24 protein-coding genes are annotated in these 25,711 nt (G+C 44.0%); 15 read left to right on the top strand and 9 right to left on the bottom strand.

All coding sequences use genetic code 11. From position 1 onward, the window contains the following. Positions 1–906: 906 nt before the first annotated feature. The 3 genes from CIK93_RS06570 to CIK93_RS06580 form a co-directional block, all read right to left on the bottom strand. Positions 907–1,440 (bottom strand): very short patch repair endonuclease, encoded by a 534-nt coding sequence (locus CIK93_RS06570; RefSeq protein WP_094446944.1) that lies wholly within the window; start codon positions 1,438–1,440, stop codon positions 907–909. A 500-nt stretch (positions 1,441–1,940) separates the two neighbouring features. Beyond that, positions 1,941–3,686, bottom strand: coding sequence for a DNA (cytosine-5-)-methyltransferase (gene dcm / locus CIK93_RS06575; protein WP_094446945.1), 1,746 nt, complete (start codon positions 3,684–3,686; stop codon positions 1,941–1,943). A gap of 2 nt (positions 3,687–3,688) precedes the next feature. Continuing rightward, on the bottom strand, positions 3,689–5,284 hold the full coding sequence (locus tag CIK93_RS06580; RefSeq protein ID WP_094446946.1) for a MutH/Sau3AI family endonuclease: 1,596 nt from the start codon (positions 5,282–5,284) through the stop codon (positions 3,689–3,691). Positions 5,285–5,889: 605 nt separating this feature from the next. On the opposite strand from CIK93_RS06580, the gene CIK93_RS06585 reads away from it, so the two are divergent. The 9 genes from CIK93_RS06585 (at position 5,890) to CIK93_RS06615 (ending at position 12,671) form a co-directional block, all read left to right on the top strand. After that, a complete protein-coding gene (locus CIK93_RS06585; protein ID WP_094446947.1) occupies positions 5,890–6,318 on the top strand; it encodes a hypothetical protein in 429 nt (142 codons plus the stop codon). Between the two features lie 130 nt (positions 6,319–6,448). Then, entirely contained in the window at positions 6,449–7,672 is a 1,224-nt protein-coding gene (locus tag CIK93_RS06590) for a hypothetical protein (RefSeq protein ID WP_094446948.1), read from the top strand. Positions 7,673–7,716: 44 nt separating this feature from the next. Next, complete coding sequence (locus CIK93_RS06595) at positions 7,717–8,127, top strand: hypothetical protein (protein ID WP_094446949.1); 411 nt, start codon at positions 7,717–7,719, stop codon at positions 8,125–8,127. 51 nt (positions 8,128–8,178) lie between these two features. Next, a complete protein-coding gene (locus tag CIK93_RS13640) occupies positions 8,179–8,343 on the top strand; it encodes a hypothetical protein (RefSeq protein WP_158215485.1) in 165 nt (54 codons plus the stop codon). 486 nt (positions 8,344–8,829) lie between these two features. Beyond that, positions 8,830–10,020: a hypothetical protein gene (locus CIK93_RS06600; protein WP_094446950.1), complete on the top strand. Its 1,191-nt coding sequence runs from the start codon at positions 8,830–8,832 to the stop codon at positions 10,018–10,020. A gap of 462 nt (positions 10,021–10,482) precedes the next feature. Beyond that, complete coding sequence (locus CIK93_RS06605) at positions 10,483–11,028, top strand: hypothetical protein (protein ID WP_216820890.1); 546 nt, start codon at positions 10,483–10,485, stop codon at positions 11,026–11,028. 164 nt (positions 11,029–11,192) lie between these two features. After that, positions 11,193–11,615 carry a hypothetical protein gene (locus CIK93_RS06610; protein ID WP_094446951.1) on the top strand — a complete coding sequence of 141 codons (423 nt, stop codon included), beginning with the start codon at positions 11,193–11,195 and terminating at the stop codon, positions 11,613–11,615. 254 nt (positions 11,616–11,869) lie between these two features. Continuing rightward, positions 11,870–11,980, top strand: coding sequence for a smalltalk protein (locus tag CIK93_RS13645; RefSeq protein ID WP_158214686.1), 111 nt, complete (start codon positions 11,870–11,872; stop codon positions 11,978–11,980). Between the two features lie 193 nt (positions 11,981–12,173). After that, the gene (locus CIK93_RS06615; protein WP_094446952.1) at positions 12,174–12,671 is read left to right on the top strand and encodes a hypothetical protein; all 498 of its coding nucleotides are present in this window, start codon (positions 12,174–12,176) and stop codon (positions 12,669–12,671) included. A gap of 154 nt (positions 12,672–12,825) precedes the next feature. Here the strand turns inward: CIK93_RS06615 and CIK93_RS06620 are convergent, their stop codons facing one another. The 5 genes from CIK93_RS06620 to CIK93_RS06640 all read right to left on the bottom strand — a co-directional run bounded on the left by CIK93_RS06620 (position 12,826) and on the right by CIK93_RS06640 (position 19,283). After that, the gene (locus CIK93_RS06620; RefSeq protein WP_094446953.1) at positions 12,826–13,863 is read right to left on the bottom strand and encodes a low specificity L-threonine aldolase; all 1,038 of its coding nucleotides are present in this window, start codon (positions 13,861–13,863) and stop codon (positions 12,826–12,828) included. 318 nt (positions 13,864–14,181) lie between these two features. After that, positions 14,182–14,652 carry a 23S rRNA (pseudouridine(1915)-N(3))-methyltransferase RlmH gene (rlmH, locus tag CIK93_RS06625; RefSeq protein WP_094389939.1) on the bottom strand — a complete coding sequence of 157 codons (471 nt, stop codon included), beginning with the start codon at positions 14,650–14,652 and terminating at the stop codon, positions 14,182–14,184. Between the two features lie 26 nt (positions 14,653–14,678). Next, positions 14,679–16,175 (bottom strand): DUF5687 family protein, encoded by a 1,497-nt coding sequence (locus CIK93_RS06630; RefSeq protein ID WP_094446954.1) that lies wholly within the window; start codon positions 16,173–16,175, stop codon positions 14,679–14,681. After that, complete coding sequence (locus tag CIK93_RS06635; RefSeq protein WP_254046754.1) at positions 16,172–16,771, bottom strand: LolA-like putative outer membrane lipoprotein chaperone; 600 nt, start codon at positions 16,769–16,771, stop codon at positions 16,172–16,174. The genes CIK93_RS06630 and CIK93_RS06635 overlap by 4 nt, the downstream gene beginning before the upstream one ends. Positions 16,772–16,829: 58 nt before the next feature. Further along, complete coding sequence (locus tag CIK93_RS06640) at positions 16,830–19,283, bottom strand: DNA translocase FtsK (protein ID WP_094446955.1); 2,454 nt, start codon at positions 19,281–19,283, stop codon at positions 16,830–16,832. 117 nt (positions 19,284–19,400) lie between these two features. On the opposite strand from CIK93_RS06640, the gene CIK93_RS06645 reads away from it, so the two are divergent. The 6 genes from CIK93_RS06645 to dinB all read left to right on the top strand — a co-directional run bounded on the left by CIK93_RS06645 (position 19,401) and on the right by dinB (position 24,256). Then, on the top strand, positions 19,401–20,054 hold the full coding sequence (locus tag CIK93_RS06645; protein WP_094389942.1) for a 3'-5' exonuclease: 654 nt from the start codon (positions 19,401–19,403) through the stop codon (positions 20,052–20,054). After that, positions 20,023–21,201 (top strand): class I SAM-dependent rRNA methyltransferase, encoded by a 1,179-nt coding sequence (locus tag CIK93_RS06650; RefSeq protein ID WP_094389943.1) that lies wholly within the window; start codon positions 20,023–20,025, stop codon positions 21,199–21,201. The genes CIK93_RS06645 and CIK93_RS06650 overlap by 32 nt, the downstream gene beginning before the upstream one ends. Positions 21,202–21,230: 29 nt before the next feature. After that, positions 21,231–22,544: a tRNA lysidine(34) synthetase TilS gene (tilS, locus tag CIK93_RS06655; RefSeq protein WP_094446956.1), complete on the top strand. Its 1,314-nt coding sequence runs from the start codon at positions 21,231–21,233 to the stop codon at positions 22,542–22,544. Between the two features lie 71 nt (positions 22,545–22,615). Beyond that, positions 22,616–22,828, top strand: coding sequence for a DUF4250 domain-containing protein (locus CIK93_RS06660; protein WP_094439001.1), 213 nt, complete (start codon positions 22,616–22,618; stop codon positions 22,826–22,828). Positions 22,829–22,845: 17 nt separating this feature from the next. Further along, positions 22,846–23,100, top strand: coding sequence for a hypothetical protein (locus CIK93_RS06665; RefSeq protein WP_254046755.1), 255 nt, complete (start codon positions 22,846–22,848; stop codon positions 23,098–23,100). A 64-nt stretch (positions 23,101–23,164) separates the two neighbouring features. Beyond that, a complete protein-coding gene (dinB, locus tag CIK93_RS06670; protein ID WP_094389947.1) occupies positions 23,165–24,256 on the top strand; it encodes a DNA polymerase IV in 1,092 nt (363 codons plus the stop codon). 9 nt (positions 24,257–24,265) lie between these two features. Here dinB and CIK93_RS13895 read toward each other — a convergent pair whose 3' ends face one another. Next, positions 24,266–25,690, bottom strand: a complete 1,425-nt coding sequence (locus CIK93_RS13895) for a GH25 family lysozyme (RefSeq protein ID WP_254046756.1) — start codon at positions 25,688–25,690, stop codon at positions 24,266–24,268. Positions 25,691–25,711: the final 21 nt, after the last annotated feature.

A 25,711-nucleotide genomic window follows, 5' to 3' on the forward strand; every position in this document is an offset into this window, starting at 1 on the left:
CAACTTCAATCCCGTTATCGCAAGATACTATATGCGACTCGTAGAACGTGGAAAGAAGAAGCAGGTTGCACTGAATAATGTAAAGAACAAACTCATACGTTTGGTCACTGCTATGGTCCGAAATCGCCAAATTTTCTCACCAGAATATAAAATATCAGCATAAATTAAAAATAATGGTCAAAATATTTGGATTTTAACATAGAAAGCGGATTTTTTTATCCACGGAACACACGGAGAACACGGAGGTTATAGGTTATGGGTTAGAGGTTAAAGGTTAAAGGTTATAGATTTTTTTTAAGATTTTCGTTAAGATGTCGAGCCGTAGGCGATCCCCAATTAAATCCTCCCCAGAAGCAACGTACTGTTGCGCATTTTCAGTTGAGATTTTTTGTTAAAGATTTTATTTGCTGCCTCCCTGAATTTCAGATTATTTCTTGCGAAGCAACATCTTAAACAAGATTTCCCCTAAAGATTTCTTGCGAAGCAACCCCCAAAAAATCCACGGAACACACGGAGAACACGGATTCTAGTTAAAGATTCTTGTAAAGATTCTAGTTAAGATTTACCATAGGTTATTTTTGTCGTGACTCAGCATAGTGAAAGCGCGCTCTCACTCTGTCTTCGCTACTCCAAAAATTCGAGCCGTAGGCGATCCCCAATTAAATCCTCCCCAGAAGCAACGTACTGTTGCGCATTTTCAGTTGAGATTTTCTTAAAGATTATTATTTCTGGCCATAGGCCATATTTCGTTAAAGATTTCCTCCAAAGATTTCTTGCCGTAGGCAACTAAAAAATCCACGGAACACACGGAGGACACGGAGAAAGATTATCGTAGGATGACAAACCTCAAACTTCAGCCTTCAGCCCTCAGACTTCAGACCTCACCCCCGTTTGACATTATTTGATTCATTTGGGAGATTCTTCTGCCGCCATAGGACATACCGTATCCTCTTCTTCCAGTATAGGATAATAGTGAGTTTTGGCACCATGGTCCTGCAACCAGATATGGTTGAGCGTAAAAGCGATGGAGTCAAGAGTCACTTCACGCTTTTGCGGCTTCAGTTCACATTCCCATACCGTTATGCAATGCCATCCCATTTTAGCCAACGTCTGCTGCTCCTCCTTGTCGCGCACCTTGTTCCTGCGAATCTTCTCCACCCAGAAGTCGCGGTTTGTCTTAGGAATCTTACAGCACTTAGAATTCTCCAGTTGTATCATATCCACGTCATGCCCATGCCAGAAGCAGCCATTCACGAAGATGCAGGTGCGGTATTTCCTCAATACCAAGTCAGGATGCCCAGGCAGCCTTTTGTAGTTCAGCCTATATCTGAATCCCCGTTTCCACAGCCCATGTCGCACGATCATTTCCGGCTTCGTGTCCTTCGAACGAATAGCCGCCATGTTTTTGTGCCGTTGTTCTTTAGTCAAATGGTCAGACATAGGATATGAGTCTCTTACGATGCAAAATTACTTTCTATATTCCTTCAGTATTTGGTGAAATGTCGCACAGGAATCACGGAAATCACAGATTTTTTTATCCACGGAACACACGGACTACACGGATTCTAGTTAAAGATTCTTGTAAAGATTCTAGTTAAGATTTACCATAGGTTATTTTTGTCGTGACTCAGCATAGTGAAAGCGAGCTTTCACTCTGTCTTCGCTACTCCAAAAATTCGAGCCGTAGGCGATCCATAATAAAACCCTTCCCAAAAGCGAGGAACTCGAGCGCATTTTGGTATGGGATTTACGTTAAAGATTCTCGTGGCGTGAGAAAGAATCTGTCCCCGTGTCATTTTGGACATATATAATGTTCTGTAACAGGGAAAGAATCTCCATCTTCCGTTTGAAACGGAAGTTCAGAAATTATCTTTTTGTATTCATCAACAAGACGCAATCTTTTTGATTTATTGCTCATTACAAGTTATGGTCATTATAGATTAAACAAAATCTCCCATTACACGACCTAACAATGTATCTCTGTAAGTTCGAAATATATTGAGGTCAATATGAACATACTGAGGAAGACTTTCAAGATATTCCAATTCAAAGACAAGACGAGGATACTTGTCGCCACCTTCAGGATGAATCTCAGCTTTATTCCCGATGCGAGCTATCTTGATAAGATAAAGGTCTCGGACTCCTTTCCCTTTTATATACGGCATGAAATAGTATAACTTGTTCAATGCCACAGTTGAAGGGAATGACTTGGTTTTACCTGTGTAATAGAGTTTTGTCTGTCCTCCATCAAGGAAATACTCTTGGTTGTCCTCCTTTACGAAACCAACTAGAAGGTGCTTGGTATAATCAAGCGAATAACTCTTCTTAGGCTTATTAACAACAAGAGTTGCTGTATCTTCGCCGAAAAGATCTAATTGCAGTTTTGGTTCTGCCTCACGCTTCATATCTATTGGACGAGTCGATACTGGTTCCTCATCATACATGAATCGGTAAAGAGATTTGCCAACAGCCTGTACTACACCGCAAACCAGTGCATTACCCATAAGGAATGCTCTACGTCCATCGGAAACTTCAGGATGGAACGTATGGTTGTCGGGGAACATATTTAAACGTTCTAGTTCAATTGGAATCAATCTACGATACCTTCCTGATGGAGTAAGTACAACGTGCTTGAATCGAGATGCAGAAGGACCACCTTCACCTGTAATTATCGTTCGTGAAGGACGGTCAAGGTAATCAGGGAATGCCATACCACCCTCTGAGAATGTGTATTTGAAACCTTCTTTTGAGGTACGTTCAATCTTCTTGGCACCCTTTTCGTATTCCCATCTCTTCAATTCTTCATCGGTGATAAAGAACTCCTCTGGAACGAGGTTTTCATCAACTAGATTACCCCCAAGTGTCATGCAGGTACCATCATAAATAGCATCAGTATCAACAGTATACACATGTCTGTCTCTCATGATACCAGCATCACCGAAGGGACTTGCAGCAGCACCAGTCTTGCTTTTATTGAAGTTGTCTGAAACGTCCTTGATAGTTCCTTCAATATCAAATTCAGAAACTGTTCCTTTCTTTGCTTCAAATGGGAAAGCTTTTGCCATTACACCATCAAACTGAACCCAGTTCTGTAATTCATCTACCTTGCGATAAATTGTTGAGTTCTTACGATAACCAACAATGTATGTTCGTCTTCTACGCTGTGGCATACCATAATCGGCTGCGTTGATAACTCGCCATTCAACTGTATAGCCAAGGTCTGCCAATGATGCAAGAATGATAGCGAAATCACGACCTCGTTGCTTAGCAGGAGAGCCAAGCAGTCGGTCAACATTCTCAAAGAATACATAGTCAGGACGATTCTCGCCCTTCTCATTCAATATGCGATAAATCTGCCACCAAAGCACACCTTTCTTTCCCTCAATTCCTCCTGATCGGCTAAGAGTTGAAGCAACGGAGTAATCTTGACAAGGGAAACCACCAACTAAAAGATCATGATTTGGAATATCTTCAGTTGCGATAGTGTTTATATCTTCATTACAATGTCCTTTGCTACCGAAGCGTGCTCGATATACCAAAGAGGCATCTTGGTGTTTTGTGGAAGGCTCCCACTGATTGTTCCATACTGTTTCGTATGCATTTGATGCACCTTCCAAGCCAATGCGAAACCCACCCACACCAGCGAATAACTCAACTACACGTATATTATGTTTGCTCTTTGCCATAATTAAAGATAAGATAAAGTTTGAAGTTTGTCTGCTATGTATGAACCCTTTAGCCAAAAGAATTGAGGAAGCATCTTAATGCCATTCACAACCTCAGTTCTGGTCGCATCCGTAGAAACGTTTGCACCGCCTCGGAAGAATACATCATACTCTGAACTCTTTGGGAAGTTAGGTGCTCCCATATATGATCCACTTTTATTTTTTCGTTTATTGCCTTGATCATCGTAGAGGTATTCCCATTCCAATTCGTTGCGGTGAATCAGTTTGCGGGAATCCTCCCATGTTCGTTTAACCTCGTTTTCAATAAAAGTTTCATCGAAGGCAAATCGTTTGAACCCTTCAAATGTAGTCTTTTGTATTTCACGTGTGAGTCTATTTTCATAAGCCACTTTACTCTCATGAGATTTGCGAGCTCCCATGTCACCTCTTTCACAAAAGACAGGACACAAGAAACTGTGTTCACAGAAATAAGCGTACAGTTCAGATTCTTCGAAGTCAAGATTTCTATCTGCCCACTCATCGAAGTCAATATGCTTAAGCTTCATGTCTTCGGTTCTACCGCCAGTTGGAGTGATTGTTATCGTTTTAGCGATAATACCAACCTTTGTAAAATCAGTAATCTGATTGAGACGATTACAGTCAGCATCAAACATTTTCAAAACGCATTTTGCTCCGAAATCCTTAGTTGACATTTCGGTGTCAATGCTAAACAACTTCTTCATTTGAAGGAATGTCATACCCTTATACTTCGCTGTAAGAGAGTGACATCGAGCATCCAACTGCGAGAAACTAGAGAATGATTCGCGCAATTTCACTTCTGTAGCCGCTCTGCTCTTATCAAAATGTCCTCGAACTATATAGTCAACAAAGGTTTGCTTCAATCGGTAGCGTGGCTTTTGGTATGTTCCTGTTGACTTCTTTTTGAAGCCTGGTACTAACTCTATCAGCAAGAGGTCAGGACGGAGAACATGCGTAAATCCTTGCAGGTTCTCATTACGTTCTTCTTGGGTGGTATATTTAGCATAGATAACTTGAAGATAGTCGCGCACTATCTCCCAGTCATTCTGCAACTTGCCACGTTCGTCATCGGAAAAACTATTGTAGCAATAGTCAACGATGGGAAATTTGGCATACTCTGAAGCTGGAACAACATCGTATGATTTGTATTCATAAAACACGATTAATAGATGTTCTGATTTCTCCCAAAAGTGAGATGTCATAAAATCTCGCTGAATGTCAGGTTCGAAAGTTACACCAGTAATGCTTATGCCTTCTTTTGCTCCGAGATATACGTTGTATGCGGCACCAGACTTACCCTTGACATTCTTTAAGTCTGATTTCGGTACACGTACACCTGTGGTCTTTAATTCAGTTAACACTCCATCAATCTCGATGTCGCACTCTTGTTTACTATCCCGTTCGTAACCAAAGACAGATTGTTCGATTACATCACCTGCTATTCCAGTTATTTTCTCACTGTTTTGGGTACGAGCAAACTGGTGAGACTTATCCACCTCACCCAAAGTCTTGCCCTTAACACCTTCTAGAAGGTTATAGACAAATGCTTTTGTATATTTTCTATCGTCTGATACAGCCATATTATGCAATACTTAGTTTTCACCATCTACAATGATGGGAGCTTGTTCTTCTACGATGTCACAGGGACTGGTCAACGACATCATGACGATGTTCAGTTTTTGCTTATAAGAATGGGGGAGTAATTCCCCTGTTTTACGAATTTAGTTGCAAATATATAAATAAATAATGAAAGAGGAGAAAATGTGGGATGAAAAGTTGTCATTCGACTTTATTTTTTTTGCTTTGTCCTTGTGGGATGCCATTTGTCAGTCACATGTGACATCAGAAAAGGCATGACTGACTCGAACTAATGAAACAGGCACCTGTCCCAAAAATATCTATCCCCATGAATCTTAGTTTGAGCTAAAAGAGCATCAAATTGCCCCATAATCAAAAAAAATCTACCAAAAGGAGTGTGCTATCAGAATTTATTTGTACTTTTGCCATGTCGTTCAGAATGTTTATTATGTTTTGTTTAATACTGAAATATTTGAAATTTCTGACATGGCACAATCCTGAGTAAATAGGAATTCCGCTCTCTAAAGCAAGAACTATTTTACGCAGAAAATATAAAAAAATATAATATTATAATGTTGTGGAATTTAAGTAAAACATAATTATAATTATGGCAAAAAAAATAACAAAAATGATTTCGGCTGCTGAAATCTTGAAAAAGAAAGGAATCGAACAGAAGAAAATGGATATGGACGCCTTCAATGAGGTTGTGGAGAATTTCTTCCTTACTCACGACGCGAAAGACACCATCCTTCTCGTTCCAAAGCGTTTTATAGAGATGAAAAACCCGCCAGAGGGAGATTTTCTCGATTTTCTCGATGTTTCAATTTGGGAAAGAAAGGCAGAAGATCCTAATGATGAGTTCAGTTACATTAACTATTCCCTGATGTTGAGGGAAAGAAGAATACGACCTATGCTGATAGTCAACGAACCGTTCATTGGAAACGCTGCTGGGTGGCTAAGGGATTTCTGCGGTTTCGTTGTCAAAAGCAGAATGTATGATAAGAAGAAGGAGTACATCGTGTCTCTGCCAGTATGAAGACAAAATGGACCTAACAGAAATCAGCCCTTTTGCATCTGTTAAAGTTTGGTTAATGTAATAACTTTAGAAACGCAGTCTCATAAATTTGGCTAATTTTGCAGATACAATAAAACAATACGACCGAATTATGCTGAATCAACGAAAAAAGAAGAGACGTCAATACTTGGTTGTGTGGATTCCTGAAATGGGATGGTTACCTAATACTTCAAACGAGTCCACATACCTCGACGTATTGAAGTGGATAGGAGGCGAGAGGATAAGTAAGGTTTATCTTAAAGTTTGTGGCCTTCCACTTGTAACAAAAGAGCTATTTAAATATGAGCAATACTCTGAGTACATGGTGCCTATTGGTCGTGGTTGGTACGTTAACCTCATGAGTACCCTTGACGACAAGTATAGACAACTATGCACGATGAATGACGTGCTGAACCTCCGTATGACAACATGTCTCTTAAACGAGAGCCAAATGAGTGATAGTGACAAAGAACAATGGAGTGAAGACTTGCATGATATAGACCGTGATACAGACAATGATACAGACCGTGATATAGAGCATAAAAGAAAAAAGCCCAAAAAAATATTTGATAAGCTTAATGTGAAGTTTAAGGGCTTTAAGATGATTTTTGACAAAAGTAACCACAACAGACAGCTATTTGCACACCTTATTGAGCTTATCGGCATTAATGATGTATGCAAGCTTGGCTTGCAGGCTGGTAGATATGAGCTAGTTACTCGAATGAAGCTATACGACACACAGCTCCCTTGTGGTGATTTCTGGGTAACCGTGCCGAATGGAATAAAGTACAAATACAAGATACTTCAGACTATAAAAGCCCTTCTAAAGATAGATATGGAGGTGTCTCTCTTAAACGAGAGCCAAGATAGTGGGAGTAATGATTTGCATGAAATAGGCCATGGGAAAGAATATGAAAGAAAAAAGACAAAGAATGAGGAAATTCTCTTAAACGAGAACAAAATTAGTGTTATTGAAAGAGAAGAGTGGAGTAATGATTTGCATGAAATAGGCCATGAGAAAGAACATGAAAGGAAAAAGGAAATCTCTGGTACGCTTTATGTGAAGTACAAGGACTTAGAGCTGCTTTTTAACAAAGGAGAACGCAACAGGCTGTTATTTGTACTCATTTTTGAACTTATCGGCATTAATGATGTATACAAGCTTGGCTTGCGGACTGGTGGACATGAGCTGGTTACGAGAATGAAGCTATACGACACACAGTTCCATTATGGCGATTTCTGGATAACCGTGCCGAGTGAAACAATCTACAAATACAATATACTTCGGACTATAAAAAAACTACTAAAGCTCGATATGAAGGTGTCTTTGGTATGAGCGAAACAGAAATATGAACCCTTTTTTTCATTAGTTTAATTAGTATGGATATAATAGATAACGTTATTAGTACAGAGGCAACAAGACGCAATGTTCGTTTAATGCTGCCTATTATGATACACTGGGCTAAGACTGGTCAGAAAGAGCATACCTATGACGATTTGATTCATGCCATAGGCAAGCAAAGATTCTCTGGTATTGGTCATGCTTTAGGTGGTGTGCAAGAGGTGATTGACGAATTAAATCGCAAGACAAATCTTGCTATACCACCGCTCAATTCCCTTTGTAAGAAAGCTGAGACAAAGGTTCCGGCAGAGGGCTTTGAGTGCGTTAGATCAAAATATAATAGTTTGAAAGATAATGAGAAGCGTGATTTGGTGGAAGGACTTGATAGCAATGCAATCAATTACCCTTATTGGGATTGGGAAAACAGGGGTCAGGTTCCTGTCCTATAAGATATATAAAAAAAGCAAGCATGACATACCACCTTGCACGGAGTGACAAACGTGAAAAGAAGCAGCCAGTATGTTGACCATCCCCTCTTGGCACTCATTTCGGAGGCAAAATTAAATAAAAAGTTTGATTTTAACGAAGGAAAAGAGAAAAATATACGGAAAAATTTGGATGGTATCGGTTTTATTCGTATATTTGCAACTGCAAAAGTAAATTAAATAAGGATTTTTTTAGGCTGAAGAGGTTGTATGTGAATACCGCCTCTTCTTTTTGTATAATCATCGGATTCATCGGATCATCGGAATTTAAACGGAATTTATACGGATGTTTTGGGGGTTGCCTACGGCAAGAAATCTTTGGAGGAAATCTTGTTTAAGATGTTGCTTCGCAAGAAATATTTTAGGGAGATAGCTATCTTAAATAGATTTCTGGGCCGTTTAGGTCCTCAGATTTTACATGAAGATTTCCTCCAAGATTTCTTGCGCAAGCAACACGAAACATAACCTATAACCTATAACCTATAACCTATAACCTATAACCCATAACCTAAACGCTCCGTGTGATCTGTGGTTTTTGGGGGAGCACCAACGTATTTTCTATTTATTTTTGACGGTTTTGTATGGGAATTAGAAAAAAAGTTGTAATTTTGTCAATCGATTACACGGCAAGTGTGTTTTTTAACCATATATATTAAAATAACAAGTATGACTGAAAACCAGAAAGAAGAAATATTGAGGTCTTATTACTATACGGACGTTGAACCTACGCTTGACAGGCTCATCGAGGTGAAAGACATCGTGACAAGCTTCGAAAAAGAAGGGGCTAACAGATTGCAGTATGCGCTCAATATGAAACATATCAACGAGGAAGAGGTGGAACGATTTGCCTCTTATATTTCCAACGCTCGCATCAAGATGGAAAAGGAACTTGATCGGTTGCGCGATTTCGAAGAGCATTTTAATGAAGATTTTGCTACCGACCATAATGACTATTACAACTCGGTTGAAGGAATACTTAGGCACATTCGTAGCCACATGTCGCCTCTGAAGAATGTGTTAAGGAAATTCTGTCCCAGAAGACATCCTACAGTCCCCCAATGTGTCAGATACGGCATCCAGCAGAAGTCGGTATTTGAAGGGTCTGTGTTGGCGAAAGGTGACTATGCGAATCCTATTTTTGATATCAGTTCGTATCCACCTGCCGTGAAGGGATTGTACACGGAACTGAGAAAGTTTTTCGATGCGGAAAAAACGTGCATGCAGATATGCATAGATATTATAGAGGAGGAGAGGGAGATTCGCCAAGATCCTGAACGGTGTAAGTATCTGTTGGATATATACAGGCAAAAGTCCTACCAGCGGTTTAAGAACGTGATGATAGCATTTTCAGAAGATCTTATCAATCAATTTAAGAGTTTGACCCCCGCATATAAGAATTATCAGAACTATGAGTCGGAGGCTACTTTTGCGCAGGGCGAGTATCATAAGCACAACCATGCGGACATGGAGCACTTCTTTATTATTGAAGGTTATATGGCGTCTAACGATTTGACCACGACCGAAAAGGCTTTATGGGGCTATGATAAGAAGATCAAGAGGGTGAGGTATGTGGTCAGCCATTTTGATGATCTCCTGCCTGCTGATTTCAACCATAAGGACATGGGACTTTACGAGTATATGTTCTGCCAATGGGCTTTGCCTTCTAATATCAAGCAGGCTGTTGAGTATTTCATCCAGCATTATCATGGCAGGCATAAGGTGGTGAAATATGCTGCTGCCAATAAGCGCAGTTCGCAGTATGATAAGAATTCTGAGAAGGCGAAAAACTTCTTCATCAACATCAACAGGCTCTTTCAGGATAGCAACGACGAGGATTTGATGGGGGATGTAAGCTGAAAAAGTAGATTTGTTGGTCGTTTTTGGGGTATGAAATATGCGAGAAGTGTATCGGTCGTTTGAGATTGATACACTTTTTTTGATGGATAATGCCTCAGGGCAATATCGTTTTTGACGAAAGTAGATTGATTATCGGTAAAAAGTAGATTGAAAAGGGGAGGGCAATCTACTTTTTTCTGCTTTTCAATCTACTTTCCGTGTTTTCAATCTACTTTTTGCCTTAAACACACGGCAACAAGGGGCTTGTTGGCAGACTTTTCCCACTTTTCGGAATCTACTTTGTTTCTTGGAGAATGGGGATAAAATGGCGAATTTTGCACCGTCTTGAACAAACCAGAGACTACCCGCCAGCGTGAGTTCGAAATCACAAGACGGGGAATGACGGTACTATAACAGGATGGCATGGATTCCTCTCCGACTGCCATCGTACCAGAGGGGATTATTTCAAAACCACAATGAATTATGGTTAAGATTACAAATCCACAAAACAACAAGGAGCAGAACAACTCAAATGCTCCACAACCAATCGGTAGCGTAGTCAACGACATGCTACAAGGTGATTCACCATTTGCTTGCGCTTACCGCGAGCATACGTCGGCCTATCCCCATACGGAATTGGGGATTGACCTCAAACTGATGACGCAACAGCCAGGGAGATTGCCTTTGGGCAGGTATCTCTGCGGTACGATCACGCGTGATGCAGAGGATCATTACCTCTTCGTGGAGCATGTGGCAAAGGCGTTATGGCCGGTAAAGCGTAACCCACACGTGTTTGTGGGACGGTATATCAACGTGAATAGAAAACCAGACGGAACTATCTATCCTACGTTCAATCGCCCAGACTACAACGAGAAACTCACTTTCGCTAAGTTCTGTATGGAAGCTGCCAAAGAACTGAGACAGGTTGCCAAACTGGTAGATAGTGCAACAGGCCTCGGAGAGGGAGAGGGGATTCTAGCCAAAATATCAGTTAATATCAGTTACAGTTGTTTTTTTGAGGGTATATAAAATTTCAACCCCCTTATATAATACTTATAACTAATTAATAATCAATAATATATATAATAATATATAGGTAGGGAGCGAAATGGGTACCCCTTAAAAAATAACTGATATAACTGATATTGATATTTTTAGGCTCATCCAATTTCAATCTAAAAAGCTGTAATATAATGACTTACGACATTACAACAAAGACTGCTCCAGCCATGCCAAAACTTGGAAAAGGCTTGGATTTTGTGAAATTAGTGCTCTCGCAGGTATCTCCAGACATGCGTGAACCTATCGCTCCGACACTTTTTGATGCCGCTGCAGCACATATCAGTGCAACTGAATTTTTGTATCCAGACCTATCTTGGAAGGAACTTTGTGGCATGATAGATGCACTTTCGGCAGGTTCTGCAGGCGGAAAAGGCCAACTGCAGGGATATGTTGAAGCGATGATGCGTTTCGCGCGAAAGCATGATGAAGTGGAGTTACAGAAGCTCGTGGAATGGCAAAGAAGCATGAAGTCGAAAGGTGCCAACAAGGAGAAACCTGTGCGCCCGGATGTGGCTTTTTGGTTTCCGCCTGCCGATTCGAACATCCGTGGTTGAGTGGCGAGGCGCAACAGTTTCTGTTTGGCGAACGGAAGATGTGTGTTTCGTGTATAATAAGATAATTTTGTAAGAAATTTGATAAAATATCCTCGAATCGCAGGAAACGTATAGAAACGTATGATTGATTTTTGGGGATGTTGTATCTTTGCTGTCAGAAACAAAAAGGCTGGCAGAAGCCGAATGCATCTCGGAGGCGCCCCGAATGTAGCAGGTGACAACAGCCAAGTAAGTAACTTTAATGATCTAATACCATGAGTAACACAAAAAACAAAGAAACGCTCAAGACTGTACTCCAGTTTATCGTAAGCGTGATCACAGCACTCCTCGCCACACTCGGCGTTCAGAGTTGCGTCGGCATCTGACAACCACATGCGCAACTGAGGGAATTGATTGAAGTTAAAGAAGTGATCACTTCCTACGGTCGTTCGGGAAGTTAAGAGACAATAGCCTTTTGCCGTAAGACGTAGGACATTAGTCCCTTAACTTCTCTCTAACTTCCCTTAACTTCCCCACATGCGAAAGTTCAGTTATTAACCTTAAAAAAACACAATTATTATGGCTACAATTCAAGCAATCGACATCATCAAGGGTATCAGTGGTAAGTATGGTAACAAGTCTAACGACTACTTCGCCACTAACAAGTCCAGTAACAAAATCCATCTCGCCAAACTCGCCAACCCATACAAGGGTCCTGCTACCGAGAAGCAGAAGCTGCAGCGCGAGAAGTTCGCCAAGCAGCAGGCTGCCAGCAGCGCATGGCTTAAGGCTAACCGCCCGAACGAGAAGAACGGCATCAAGGGTACTCCTATCTACCAGTATGCCCTGAAGCTGAAGTGTACCTTCGCCTTCTCTAACGTCAACCAGGTGTTGTTTAAGTACATGGACAAGGAGTTTAACATCAAGTTGCCTGACTCCATCGATGCACCTCAGGTGGACGGCGAGGATACCGGTTCTACTACCAATCCTGGCAGCGGTGACCAGGGTACTGAGCAGAAGCCCGGTGGAAGCGACCAGGGTACAGAACAGCCTGGTGGCGGAGGTCTGGAGGGTTAGTCTTCCGTTTTCTTCTTAACCATCATTCCTTCATCGTCACAGCGCTCCTTGTTGTCAAGGGGCGCTGTATTCTTTATCCACGGAGGACACGGATGACACAGATTTTATTTGGCCGTGTGTCCGTGGATAATTTCCGTGTGACATTAAACTTTACTTACTTTAGAGTTTGCAGAATATGGTCTAACTCATCGAGTTCTTCTTCTTTCGTTGCCCAACTCGTTACGAAACGGCAGATGATTTCGGTATCGCTCTTTCTTTCCCATATCTCGAAGGCTACTTTCTTGGAAAGGGCATCGTAGAGGGTAGGTGAGAGGATGACAAACTGCTGATTGGTGGGGGAATCGTAGGCTATGGCGATGCCATGCTTCTGGAAAATGCTGCGGAGGCGGGTTGCCATGGTCATGGCGTGGCGCGATACCTTGAAATAGAGTTGGTCGGTAAACAGCGTGTCAAACTGGATGCCTAACATTCTGCCTTTGGCAAGTAAGGCGCCGTGGCGCTTTACATTAGTGAAGAAGTATTTCGGTGCCTTCATTCCTGAGAAAACGACAGCTTCGCCCATCATGGCGCCCACTTTTGTTCCGCCGATATAGAAGACATCACAATGGCAGGCAAGGAATGGCAAGTCGTAGTCGCAGGCTTCTGATACCAGACCATATCCCAGTCGTGCTCCATCGATGAAGAGACGGAGGTCGTATTTCTGACAGGTTGCATAGATCGCAGTCAGTTCTTCCTTGGTATATACCATTCCAAACTCTGTTGGCATCGAGATATAAACCATGCCAGGCTGTACCATGTGAGGATGCGTTTCGTCTGCAAGAAATGTATCCATATAGGCTGACAGGGTATTGGCAGACATCTTACTATTCTCTCCTGGTAGCGTAATGACCTTATGGCCAAAGGCTTCTACTGCCCCCGACTCGTGTACCTCAATATGGGCTGTATCTACCCCTATCACTCCTTCGCATCCCATGAGGACGGAATCGATGACGGTGGTATTGGTCTGTGTACCGCCTACAAGAAAGAACACATCGGCATTCTTATTGTCAATGGCTTTACGTATCTTCTCTTTTGCTGCTGCTGAGTATGGATCAAAACCATATCCAGAGGTTTTCTCTTTGTTGGTAGTGCCTAAAGCGTCCAGTATCTCTGGCAACATACCATTGTTGTAATCACTTTCGAATGAAATCATAGTTTTTTATCTTTTTGCGTTTTACTATATTAATATTTTTTTATGTCGCACGGATTGCACGGAAAGATTTTTTGGGGGTTGCTTCGCAAGATGTTTTGGAGTAGCGAAGACAGAGTGAGAGCGCGCTTTCACTATGCTGAGTCACGACAAAACAAACCATAGGTAAATCTTTGGAGGAAATCTTTAATGAAATATGGCCTTTGGCCAGAAATAATAATCTTTAACTAGAATCTCTAAACCATAACCCATAACCCATAACCTGTAACCTATAACCTAAACGCTCTGTGTGTTCCGTGGATAATTTCGGTGCGACTTTATTCACTCATGATGGTAGGGTTCTCCCTTGATGATGGTACATGCACGATAAATCTGTTCGGTGAAGGTCATGCGTATCATCTGATGAGAGAAGGTCATCATCGACAGGCTGATCTGATGGTTGGCTCGCTGATAGACAGCGGGGGAGAAACCATAAGGGCCTCCGATGATGAAGACCAAGCGACGCGCTGTGGCACGCTTTTGTTCCAGCCATGCTGCAAATTCGATACTTCGCATCTGCTTGCCGTGTTCATCAAGCAAGACAACGGTGTCTGACGGTTGTAGCTGGCGGAGGATGAGTTCGCCTTCGGCCTGTTTCTGCTGCGCCTCACTCAACCCTTTCGTGTTTTTCAGTTCGGGGATGGTTACTATCTCAAAGGGCATGTAGTGGCCGATGCGTCCCACATAATCGTCTATAATGGTAACAAAATGCTTGTTGACGGTTTTGCCTACTTGCAGGAGTACAGTCTTCATGTGGTTCTATGATTTTCGGGGGTATATTATCTTGATGAATGGAAACCTTCAAGATTCGCATAGCGATGGTTCATCATTCTGCGATAGATGGCCTTCATCCATATTGGCATGGCGAGCGTGAAAGCCAGTCCGATGAGGGTGAGAATGGTGTATGCTGTGACATCTCCGAATAATGCGCTCAACAGGCTGACCAGAATGATGGGCACGAAGAACACGATGAGTTCTATGAATATCTGGAGCTTGTTTTCCATCTGATTGCGTCCTGTGATCTTCTCATTCAGCGGAAGTGTCTGTCTGTTCCATATTGCCATGTGAAACAGCAAGCAGTATTCCGGACCGATAGTGATGAAGATGTATGCCAATATCATCATCAAAGAGAATTTCCCTGAGATGATGGCAGGAAGCAGCAACAGAAACGGGATGAGAACGATGGCGCTATAGAAATAGTATTTCGCGCGTAAAAGTGTGAGGATGTTCTCCCGATAGACCATGAGCAGGTCGATATAGTTTCCTTCCGGTCCCATGACCTTGATGAGGTTTACTGCTCCGAAGAACACAAAGCAATACAGGCACCAGATGTTGAGCATAGTAGGTGAATCGTATATATCGGTATAGGCGATAAGCAGCGACAGCATGACGATGATGCAAATGCCCTGGATGAAACGTCCGCGAATGGCTTTATTGCGCATGGTGCTCTTAATCTCCAGTTTGAGATATTCTCCCATCTGTCCAAAGCGGTTGAGCAGGTTGAATTCTGACACGTGCTTGAGTTTGGTCTTCTCTTGTTTGGATATCTCATCATAGATAAAGTGCATCTGCAACCATCTGTTGAGTGAGAACAGCAAAACAAGCAATCCTGCCCACAACAATACCGACATCCAGGAAAATCCGTAGTCGCAGAGGAAGTCCATGATATGATCCACAGATTTATCTATCTCTTTGTCGCTCATCAGCAGGAAGGGGAGTATGCAACAGCCATAGAACAGGGCGGGTAATATCCAGTAGTACACCTTCTGATTGACGAGTGTACGTACCAGCAGATACCATTGGCTGTTGACCACCACCATCATCAGCAGCAACAGCGTCATGCCGACAGCGGCTATGAATGGTGTTCCTCCGCATATATTAATAAAGAAATAGGGGATGAAAAGTGTGAGATAGATAAGGGTGCTGCTGGAAAACAGCTGGTCAATAAGAAAACAGTCGATGGCACGGTAGCGACTGAAGGGCATGAGCAGGTAGGGCTTGACGAGCATGAGTGGTGTCTGCTGTGCCAGAAAGCGCGAACCGAAATCCAGTATTAAGAAAAGGGGCATGAGCAACAGGATGATCGCCGGCTCATGACTTTTTGCCGAAGCCCATCCGAGAAATGTTCCCATTCCTATCATATAGATTGCCATGAAACCCAAAAAGATATATCCGAAGAGTTTGCCATATTGGTTTGCTTCGAACATGACACTACGCTTCGCGCTTAACTTATTGTTTCTGCGTAGCAGCAGATAGAGTTTGAAAAAGGATATCATCGTAAATCTATAATTTCGGCATTAGGACAAACTTTCTTGTTGAAGCGAAACAGTCCATCGGAGAGGTTGGCACGCTTGAAACCGCTGATATTTACCGTGGTCCATTTTCTGTTTTGCATCATGCGCACCTGTGAGGGTACGTAGCTTTGGCGCGAGATGGTGACAATCATTTCTCGGATGGCATTACGTTGCGATTTCATGGTAACGATATAATGCTGTCCCTTGGTCTGCAGGGAGAGGGTGTAGCCCCGGCGATAGAGATAGATAAAGCCATAGGGGTTGATGGCTTGCAGTTCGCTGGCGGTAGGGGTGTTGATGTTTACCTCGTCGTTTTGAGGAACATAGGTCCATTGGGTCTTGCCGTCAAACCATACGATTCCTGCCGATGTCTTGGCATAAAACTTACGACCTTTTACCGAGATGGTACCGCTGGCACCGGTGTTCTGCGCTCCACGGATGGTAAAAGCGGCTGTTACGCCTCCTTTGTTAGACAATACCTGGGCAGTCTTGTCGAGAACACTCTTGGCGCTCTGTGCTGCCGCAGTAGTAAAGACGGTTGCCAAAAGGCCTATAATCCATAATCTGATTTTCATCATGATGATCTGTTTTTAGATATACTGTTTATGTTGTGATATGCGATTGGAGATTTGAATATCAATGGCGCAACTGGTTTAAAATGTTTTCCAGACTTACCTCATCCTGAATGAGCACCTCGCGTGGCTTACTGCCCTGGGCAGCACCGACCACTCCTGCACGTTCGAGCTGATCCATCAGTCTGCCTGCACGGTTGTAGCCAATGGCAAATTTACGCTGGATAAGACTGGTGCTTCCGCTTTGATTCATGACAATGAGTCGTGCAGCGTCCTCAAACATCGGGTCGAGGTGTGACATATCGACATCAGCTGCTTCACCAAGGTCACCGTCGGCAGTATCAGGCTCAGGCAGTTCGAAGGCCGACGTATAGCCCTGTTGCTGCGAGATGAAAGTGTTGATGCGCTCCACTTCCGGAGTATCAACAAAAGCACATTGTACGCGCACAGGTTCTCCGCCGTTGAGGTAAAGGAGGTCGCCTCGTCCTATGAGCTGTTGGGCTCCCGGACGATCGAGAATGGTGCGTGAGTCAATCATGGCACCGACACGGAATGCTATGCGGCTTGGGAAGTTGGCCTTGATGGTACCGGTGATGATATTCGTAGTAGGACGCTGGGTGGCGATAATCATGTGGATACCCACGGCACGTGCCAACTGAGCGATACGTGCGATGGGGAGTTCCACCTCCTTGCCTGCTGTCATGATGAGGTCGCCAAACTCGTCGATAACGACCACGACATAGGGCAGAAAGCGATGGCCGTTCTCTGGGTTCAACTGGCGACTGATGAATTTCTTATTATATTCCTTGATATTACGTGCCTGTGCTATTTTCAACAGGTCGTAACGGGTATCCATCTCTTTACACAGCGAGTTGAGCGTACGTACCACCTTGGTAACATCGGTAATGATGGGGTCGGCATTATCATCGGGAACCTTGGCAAGGAAGTGTTTCTCGATAGATGAATAGACGCTAAATTCCACCTTTTTCGGGTCAACAAGTACAATCTTTAATTCCGACGGGTGCTTCTTGTAGAGCAACGAGGTGATGATGGCATTAAGACCTACAGACTTACCTTGTCCTGTTGCACCAGCCACCAGAAGGTGAGGCGCCTTTGCCAGGTCGAACATAAAGACCTCGTTGGTGATAGTCTTACCCAACGCACAAGGCAGTTCCATGGTTGTTTCCTGGAACTTCTTGGAATTGAGAATAGACTCCATCGACACGATATTGGGTTTGGCATTAGGAACCTCAATACCGATGGTGCCCTTGCCAGGAATCGGTGCGATGATACGAATGCCGAGTGCTGACAAAGACAATGCAATATCATCTTCCAGATTGCGGATGCGCGAGATGCGCACACCAGGCGCAGGCGTAATTTCATAGAGGGTGATGGTAGGACCAACGGTAGCTTTGATGCTGCTAATCTCCACTCCGAAATTGCGGAGCACATCGACGATGCGTTTTTTATTGGCATTCTGTTCCACCATGTCAATATATGGTTTGCCGTCATCGTCGTATTTCTTCAACAGGTCGAGCGTGGGGTAGTGGTAGTTTTCCAAATCGAGCTTGGGGTCATAAGGCGTAGAAAGACTGCCATTCTCACCTGCCAAATTCTTACCTGTGGCTTTTTCCTCTTTTTCGCCAGTATCAACGGTCATTTCCACGGCACTATCGTCAGCAACAGGTTCTGTTGACAAGCCTTTATTGCCTGGTGTTTCAGACCGTTGTAACGTGGGAATAGGTTCCGTCTGTGGGTCGTCCACTTGGTCGAACTCCACAATCTGTGCATCGGGATCGTCAAACACTTCAGGGTCTTCCACCGTCTCCAAGGTAGATGTGTCCGCCTCCGGCTCACCTTTACCCACTTGAATCTCCATATGGATCTTCTTGGCATAGCGTAAAGGATTGAAAATCTTGCGGATAATAATAATGGTTTCGGCACTCAGATACGTCAGAAACGCAATAGCCAGGATGATGAGCAATAGCGTTAAGCCCGGTGTGCCAACCAGTCCTTCTACCACATCGCAAGCAGTCTGTCCGTAATCGCCTCCGGGATTGTAGTGCATATCGACGAACAGCGGCGATAGGAATTTAGCCAACGTGAGTGATGACCATAGCATGATGAGGGTCAGACACATGAACCATTTCAACAAGTTGACTTTATAGGTCAGCAACATGCGGATGCCCGCAAGGAGGAGAAAAAACGGAATGAGGAAGGCAGGGAGACCAAAACATTTCTTGATAAAGAACCAAGAAACCTTCGCGCCCAACGAACCGCAACTGTTGGTAAACTCACCATTGAGATTGAGAATCTCACCGGCACGTGGATTCTCCAATATGCTCTGGTCGGCAGCTCCCGTGCCGAAATAGGAAATGAAAGCGAAGGCCATAAATCCTGCAATGGCAATCAATAACAAGCCTAAAAAGGGGAGAATGCGATCGCTAAAGTGTATTTTATCGAGGCCAAAAGTCTCTCTTACTGATGGTGTCTTGGGTTCTTTCTTTTTTCTTGCCATAATATATGATGGTGGTATGTTTTAATGATTTAATATGCAAAAGTAATGGAAAATTGTCAGAAATCAACATTTTATCGTGTTTTTTTTGTATTTTTGCACACCGAAAACAAATGATAGATGAAAAAGACCATTTATAGTAAATACGACAAGAAGTTGATACCCAGCCTGCCACGTGTACTTTTCGAGGGAAAAATCGAGGTTGTAGTCAGCGAAACCGAGGCAGAAAAAGCGGTCGATTACCTGCTCAGCCAACCCATTATCGGACTGGACACAGAGACAAGACCCTCATTTAAGAAAGGACATACCTATACGGTATCGCTACTTCAAGTGGCAAGCCACGATATCTGCTTTCTCTTGCGTCTCAACTACCTCAAATTTTCTCCATCCATCAAGCGTTTGCTGGAAGATACTACAGTACCCAAGATAGGGTTGTCGCTCCACGACGACGTGAAGATGCTCCATAAGATTGGCGATTTTGAACCAGGACATTTCATCGACCTTCAGGATAGAGTCAAAGAAGTCGGCGTGGAAGACATGAGTCTGCAGAAGATCTATGCCAACTTCTTCGGCATGCGCATCAGCAAACGAGAAAGACTCACCAACTGGGAGGCTGACATCCTGACGGAAAAACAAAAACGCTACGCAGCAACAGATGCTTGGTCGTGCATCCTGCTCTATGAAGAACTCATCAGACTGGAGCAGACCGGCGATTATGAACTCATAAAAACAGACGACGAACATGTATCCACAGATCATACTGAAGAAAGGTAAGGAGGAGAGTCTGAAAAGATTCCACCCCTGGGTGTTTTCGGGAGCTATACAGGCTATCGAAGAAGGAATAGAGGAGGGCGATACCGTTTGCCTCGTAAATAGAAATGGCGACTTCATTGCCGTGGGCCACTACCAAGAGGGGTCTATCGCCGTTCGTGTGCTCACCTTCGAGGATCGGGAAATTGACGACGATTTCTGGCATTCACGAATCTCATCTGCGCTGAAAATGCGTCAATCCATCGGCATTGCCGACTCGCCATCCAACAATACCTACCGACTGGTACACGGAGAGGGCGACAATCTGCCCGGACTTATTATAGATGTGTATGGCGATACTGCCGTGATGCAAGCCCATTCCATCGGCATGCACAAGGTCAGAAAGGAGATTGCCAAGGCACTCGTCGATGTGATGGAATCGCGCATTTCCAATGTGTATTACAAGAGTGAAACAACCTTGCCGTTTATGGACGCAACAGACATGAACGGATTCATTTACGGAGGAAGCGACAATAACGTGGCGTTGGAAAACGGACTCAAATTCCGAGTTGACTGGCTGAAAGGACAGAAAACCGGATTCTTTGTGGATCAACGCGAAAACAGATCACTCCTGGAGAAATATGCAGCAGGGAAGCGTGTGCTCAATATGTTCTGCTACACCGGCGGATTCTCTTTCTATGCGATGCGCGGAGGTGCACAACTGGTACACTCTGTTGACAGTTCGGCAAAAGCCATCGACCTGACCAGAGAGAACGTATCGCTCAATTTCCCTGGCGACCAGCGCCATGAGGCCTTTTGTGAAGATGCCTTCAAATACCTGGAGAAAGCAGGCGACAACTATAATCTGATTATCCTCGACCCGCCAGCCTTTGCGAAGCACAGAGGGGCGCTGCATAATGCGCTGAAGGGCTACACCCGTCTGAATCAGAAAGCATTTGAAAAAATAGAAAGGGGAGGTATCCTCTTTACCTTCTCTTGTTCACAGGTGGTTACGAAAGACCATTTCAGAAATGCTGTGTTTACTGCTGCTGCATTAGCAAAAAGAAATGTGAGAATACTCCATCAGCTCCATCAGCCTGCCGATCATCCTATCAATATTTATCATCCGGAAGGAGAGTACCTCAAAGGACTCGTCCTTTACGTGGAATAAAATAACATGCAATAACAGGAGGACATCGAATGGTGGAGAAAGTCAAGGCCTTCATGAGTCAGCATCAGCTGCTTGACGACAGGGAAATGTATCTTGTTGCGTTAAGCGGTGGGGCTGATAGTGTGGCATTGCTACTCGTTCTTCACGAGATGAAGATCAAGGTCCATGCCGTCCATTGCAATTTCCACCTGAGAGGGGAAGAATCGGATAGGGACGAAGCGTTCTGCGAATCCCTTTGCCACAAGCTCGACATTCCCTTTCATCGCATCCATTTTGATACGCAGACCTACGCAGAACTGCATCACATGAGTATCGAACTGGCTGCGCGTGAGTTGCGATACGGCTATTTTGAACAGCTCAGAATGGATATCGGCGCGAAGGGGGTGTGCGTGGCTCATCATCGTGACGATTCGGTAGAAACCATTCTCATGAATCTGGCAAGAGGTACGGGCATACATGGCCTTACAGGTATCAGTCCACGACAAGGGAATGTGTTAAGACCCCTGTTGGGAGTGACAAGGGCAGAGATTGAACAGTTTTTGGCAGACCGTCAGCAGCCCTTTGTTACCGATTCCACCAATCTTGAGGATGACGCTACGCGCAATAAGGTGAGACATCATATCGTACCCCTGTTGAAGCAAATCAATCCGAAGGCTGCCGAAAACATTCTCCTCATGGCAGAAAGAATGGCAGGAGCAGAACAGGTGATGGAAAGACTGTTGAAGCCCTTGAGAAACCGGACGGAATATACCAAACAGGAAATTCTGGAGGATGTGGGAAATGACTACCTGTTGTATGAACTCTTGCGGGATAAAGGCTTTAATGCCCGACAATGTACGCAAATTTTCAATAGCATGATGGCGGATGGTACCGGTCGTGCTTTCATGTCGAAAGACTATGACTTGGTCATCGACCGAGATCGGATTGTTATGGAAAAGCAAAAGCCTGCTTTTCGGCAGATCACAATTCCAGAACCAGGAGTCTATGTCATGCAGCATAACGAAAAACTCCGAGTCGGGATGGCAGATAAACCCCGTGACTTCAAGGTTTCCAAAGCGTCACACAAGATTACCGTAGATGCCGACAAGATACGCTTTCCTCTTGTCGTCAGACTGGTACAACAAGGAGATGTGATGATTCCTTTTGGCATGAAGGGACATAAGTTGTTGAGTGATCTGATGACCGACTGCAAGATGACACTTTTGGACAAGCGCCGCCAGCGTGTGGTAGTGGATGCTTCGGGTGTCGTGGTTTGGCTCATGGGAAAACGTTGTGACAATCGTGTGGCTGTTGATGATACTACCCAACGGATACTCACCATTGAGATTGATTTGGAAGCATAACCTCCCATAGAAATCGCTATCAGAAAATCAAAAGAGATCATACAAATATTCAATTCATCAATCATTTCATTATGGACAAACTACCGAAAGACCCCGCAATTCTAGTATCAAGCATCAACATGTTTCTGCGTGATGAAGAGTTTGACTCTTTGGAAGCCCTTTGCTATTGTTACAATCAAGAGCCACAGGCGTTGAAAGACTATCTCTACGCCCATGGATTCGTCTATTCTGAGGAACAACATCAGTTTCGGCCCAAAGGCTTTGAAACCAATACCGACCTTTGACCGCTCTAACGAATACTATGACGATGAATATTCCTCATGATGCTATAGAAACAGCCTACAGCTTCTTTCACCAAAAGCAACGAATCTATCAATTTTCTACCCTGTCGTGGCAGAAAGACGATATTGAAATGGCTATTTCTGATTATGTAGAATCGATGAATGAAGATCTTTATGCCACCTTGGCAAAAGGTAAACCCGACTTCTTGCGCGACCATAGGCGTTTTGCCGAAGAACTCCTGGATGCGGTAGAACAGTTGGAACAACTGCTTTAACCGCTTGAAAAAGAATACGGAAAGAGACACGTTAACAATATAGGATGGTAATCCATCAATCGCCCTGATGAAGATTATTCATGTGGATATGGATCAGTTTTTTGCTGCTGTAGAACAGCAAGACAATCCAAAACTAAAAGGCAAACCTATTGCAGTAGGACATGATGCCGAACGTGGTGTGGTGTCAACAGCAAGCTACGAAGCCAGACGCTTTGGAGTACATTCGGCACAGTCTATTCAGTTGGCCAAACGGCTATGTCCAGAACTCATCATCGTAGAGCCCCATTTCCAACGATACAAAGAAGTATCGGCACATTTGCACGAGATATTCCACGAATATACCGACCTCATAGAACCCATATCCCTCGACGAAGCCTTTCTCGATGTAACAGAAAACAAGAAAGGCATTGAACTGGCGGTGGATATTGCAAAAGAAATCAAACAGCGCATCTATCAGACAACGGGACTTACCGCATCTGCAGGTGTGAGCTACTGTAAGTTTATAGCGAAGATAGCCTCTGACTGGCGCAAGCCCGACGGTCTGACGGTCATTCATCCCGACAGGGCATTAGACTTTATTTCCCGACTCAAAGTGGATAGGATATGGGGCGTGGGGCCAAAGACTGCAGAAAAAATGCACCACATGGGTATCTTCACCGGATTAGATCTGCGCAACACGCCCCTTAACCAACTCACGGAAGAATTTGGCAAGATGGGACAGGTGTTTTACGAATTCTCACGAGGCATAGACTCACGTCCCGTGATCAGCGAATGGGAGCGTAAGAGTGTGAGTTGTGAACAAACCTTTGACAATAACATCAGTGACAATTCCGCCGTTACCATTCAACTCTACCACATGGTACTGAATTTGGTTGGGCGGATAGAGAAAAACAATTTTGAGGGGCGTACGCTAACGCTGAAGGTCAAGTTTCAGGACTTTCAGCAAATCACCCGCAGCATTACCGTTGACCGTGTTCTCCGTTGCAAAGACGATATCCTTCCTTTAGCCAAACAGTTGATCCGTCAGGTTGAGTTTCATTCACATCCCATCCGACTGTTGGGCTTGGGTGTCTCTAACCATAAGCGTGTTAACCCGTCAGAGCCTGCTAAATATATAGAACTGGAACTGGAGTTTGAACCCTGGCCAGACGAATGACTCACAGAGTTACTTCATGGTATTATTGCGAAGAAACTCCTGATACTGCAGACCATAGCCATTGAAAACATTGATGTCAACAGGACCGTGGATGCCTGCAACACGGCCTTCAGGACTGAGTTGCCAGAATACCAGATGTACGTCAGGCTTGTACTCGCCATAACGGGCAATCCATACCTGATAACGCTGCTTGATATCAGGAGCCTTGGACAGATAGCGGTTGACGAACATCTGGCTGACGTAGAGTATGGGGCGGTGTCCTGTGGAACGCTCAACAATATTGCACCAGGTACGAATATGCTTGAATAACGGTTCTGCACCACCAATAGCGGCAATCTGAGCATGAGAGGGTTCGACATCGAGAACAGGCGGAAAGTCGCCTCGGCGAAATTGTGCATATCGCAGAAAATGGCGTGCTTGTCTTTCTGCTGAGGTTTTGAGTGACATGAAATGGTATGCTCCTACACGTATGCCCTGACGTCGTGCCTGTTGACAGTCAGCAGCATAATAGCGATTGCGGATGGAAATGCCTTCAGTAGCTTTGATATAAACAAAGGAAATGGGGAAATCAGGACGCCCCATGACATGTTTATTGTGTTTCGAACCGAGTGAAGTGATGCGAACTTGACGCCAGTTGATTGTAAACCGTTTACGTCCTTTCTCATGCTGGTGGCGAGAGATGTCGATGCCATAGATGCGTTCTGAGGTGTATTTGATTTTTTCCCCAAGGAATCTTCCCTTTTGCCATTCGCCAGCTTTTATGCCATGCGAAGAGGATTCAAATCCCCATCCTTCGGGACGGTCATTCACCCACATGCCGGTGTAACTGCTTCCATCTTTTCGTACGATACTTCCTTGTCCGGAAGCCAGTCCCAAAGTGTCCATCTGTCCATCATAACAGCCTTCGTCATCGTAACGTCGTGCTACCACGATGGTATCGTTATCCCACAGACCACAAACAATACGTCCCTGAGGATCCCGCCAGACAGCAGGACCGTTGAGCAGACCGAAATGGAATCTTCCTGCCTTCCAATAGCCACCATTGATGCGTACCGCTATCAAGGGGCGCTTTGTTTCAGGAATATAGCGTCTGCCTATGATACGACGTGTGGAATCAGTCTGCAGCAGACTCTTCAGTCGAATTTGTTCTTGTTGCAGTTGGTTGTCGTGTTGTGCTATCAAATCAAATCCCTCGTCGGTCACATTATGTACAGCAAAATAATCGTCCATAGCCTCTCTCTCTTTCCGAATCTGATCAAGCCTATGGTGAAGTGAGTCATCAGATGGTCTGCCGGCCATGATAATTTCCCATTTAGGCCCAATACCCATATTGCGGTTATTCAACCAATCGCGGTAATACCGCCAACCAATAGCAATAGCTGTTCCTACTACCAGTAGGCAGACGACAAGATCTATCCGACGTTTAGTACTCATTTTTAAACCTCCTGAACAATA

Origin of the sequence: Prevotella sp. P3-92, assembly GCF_002251205.1 — a bacterium.
GTDB lineage: Bacteria > Bacteroidota > Bacteroidia > Bacteroidales > Bacteroidaceae > Prevotella.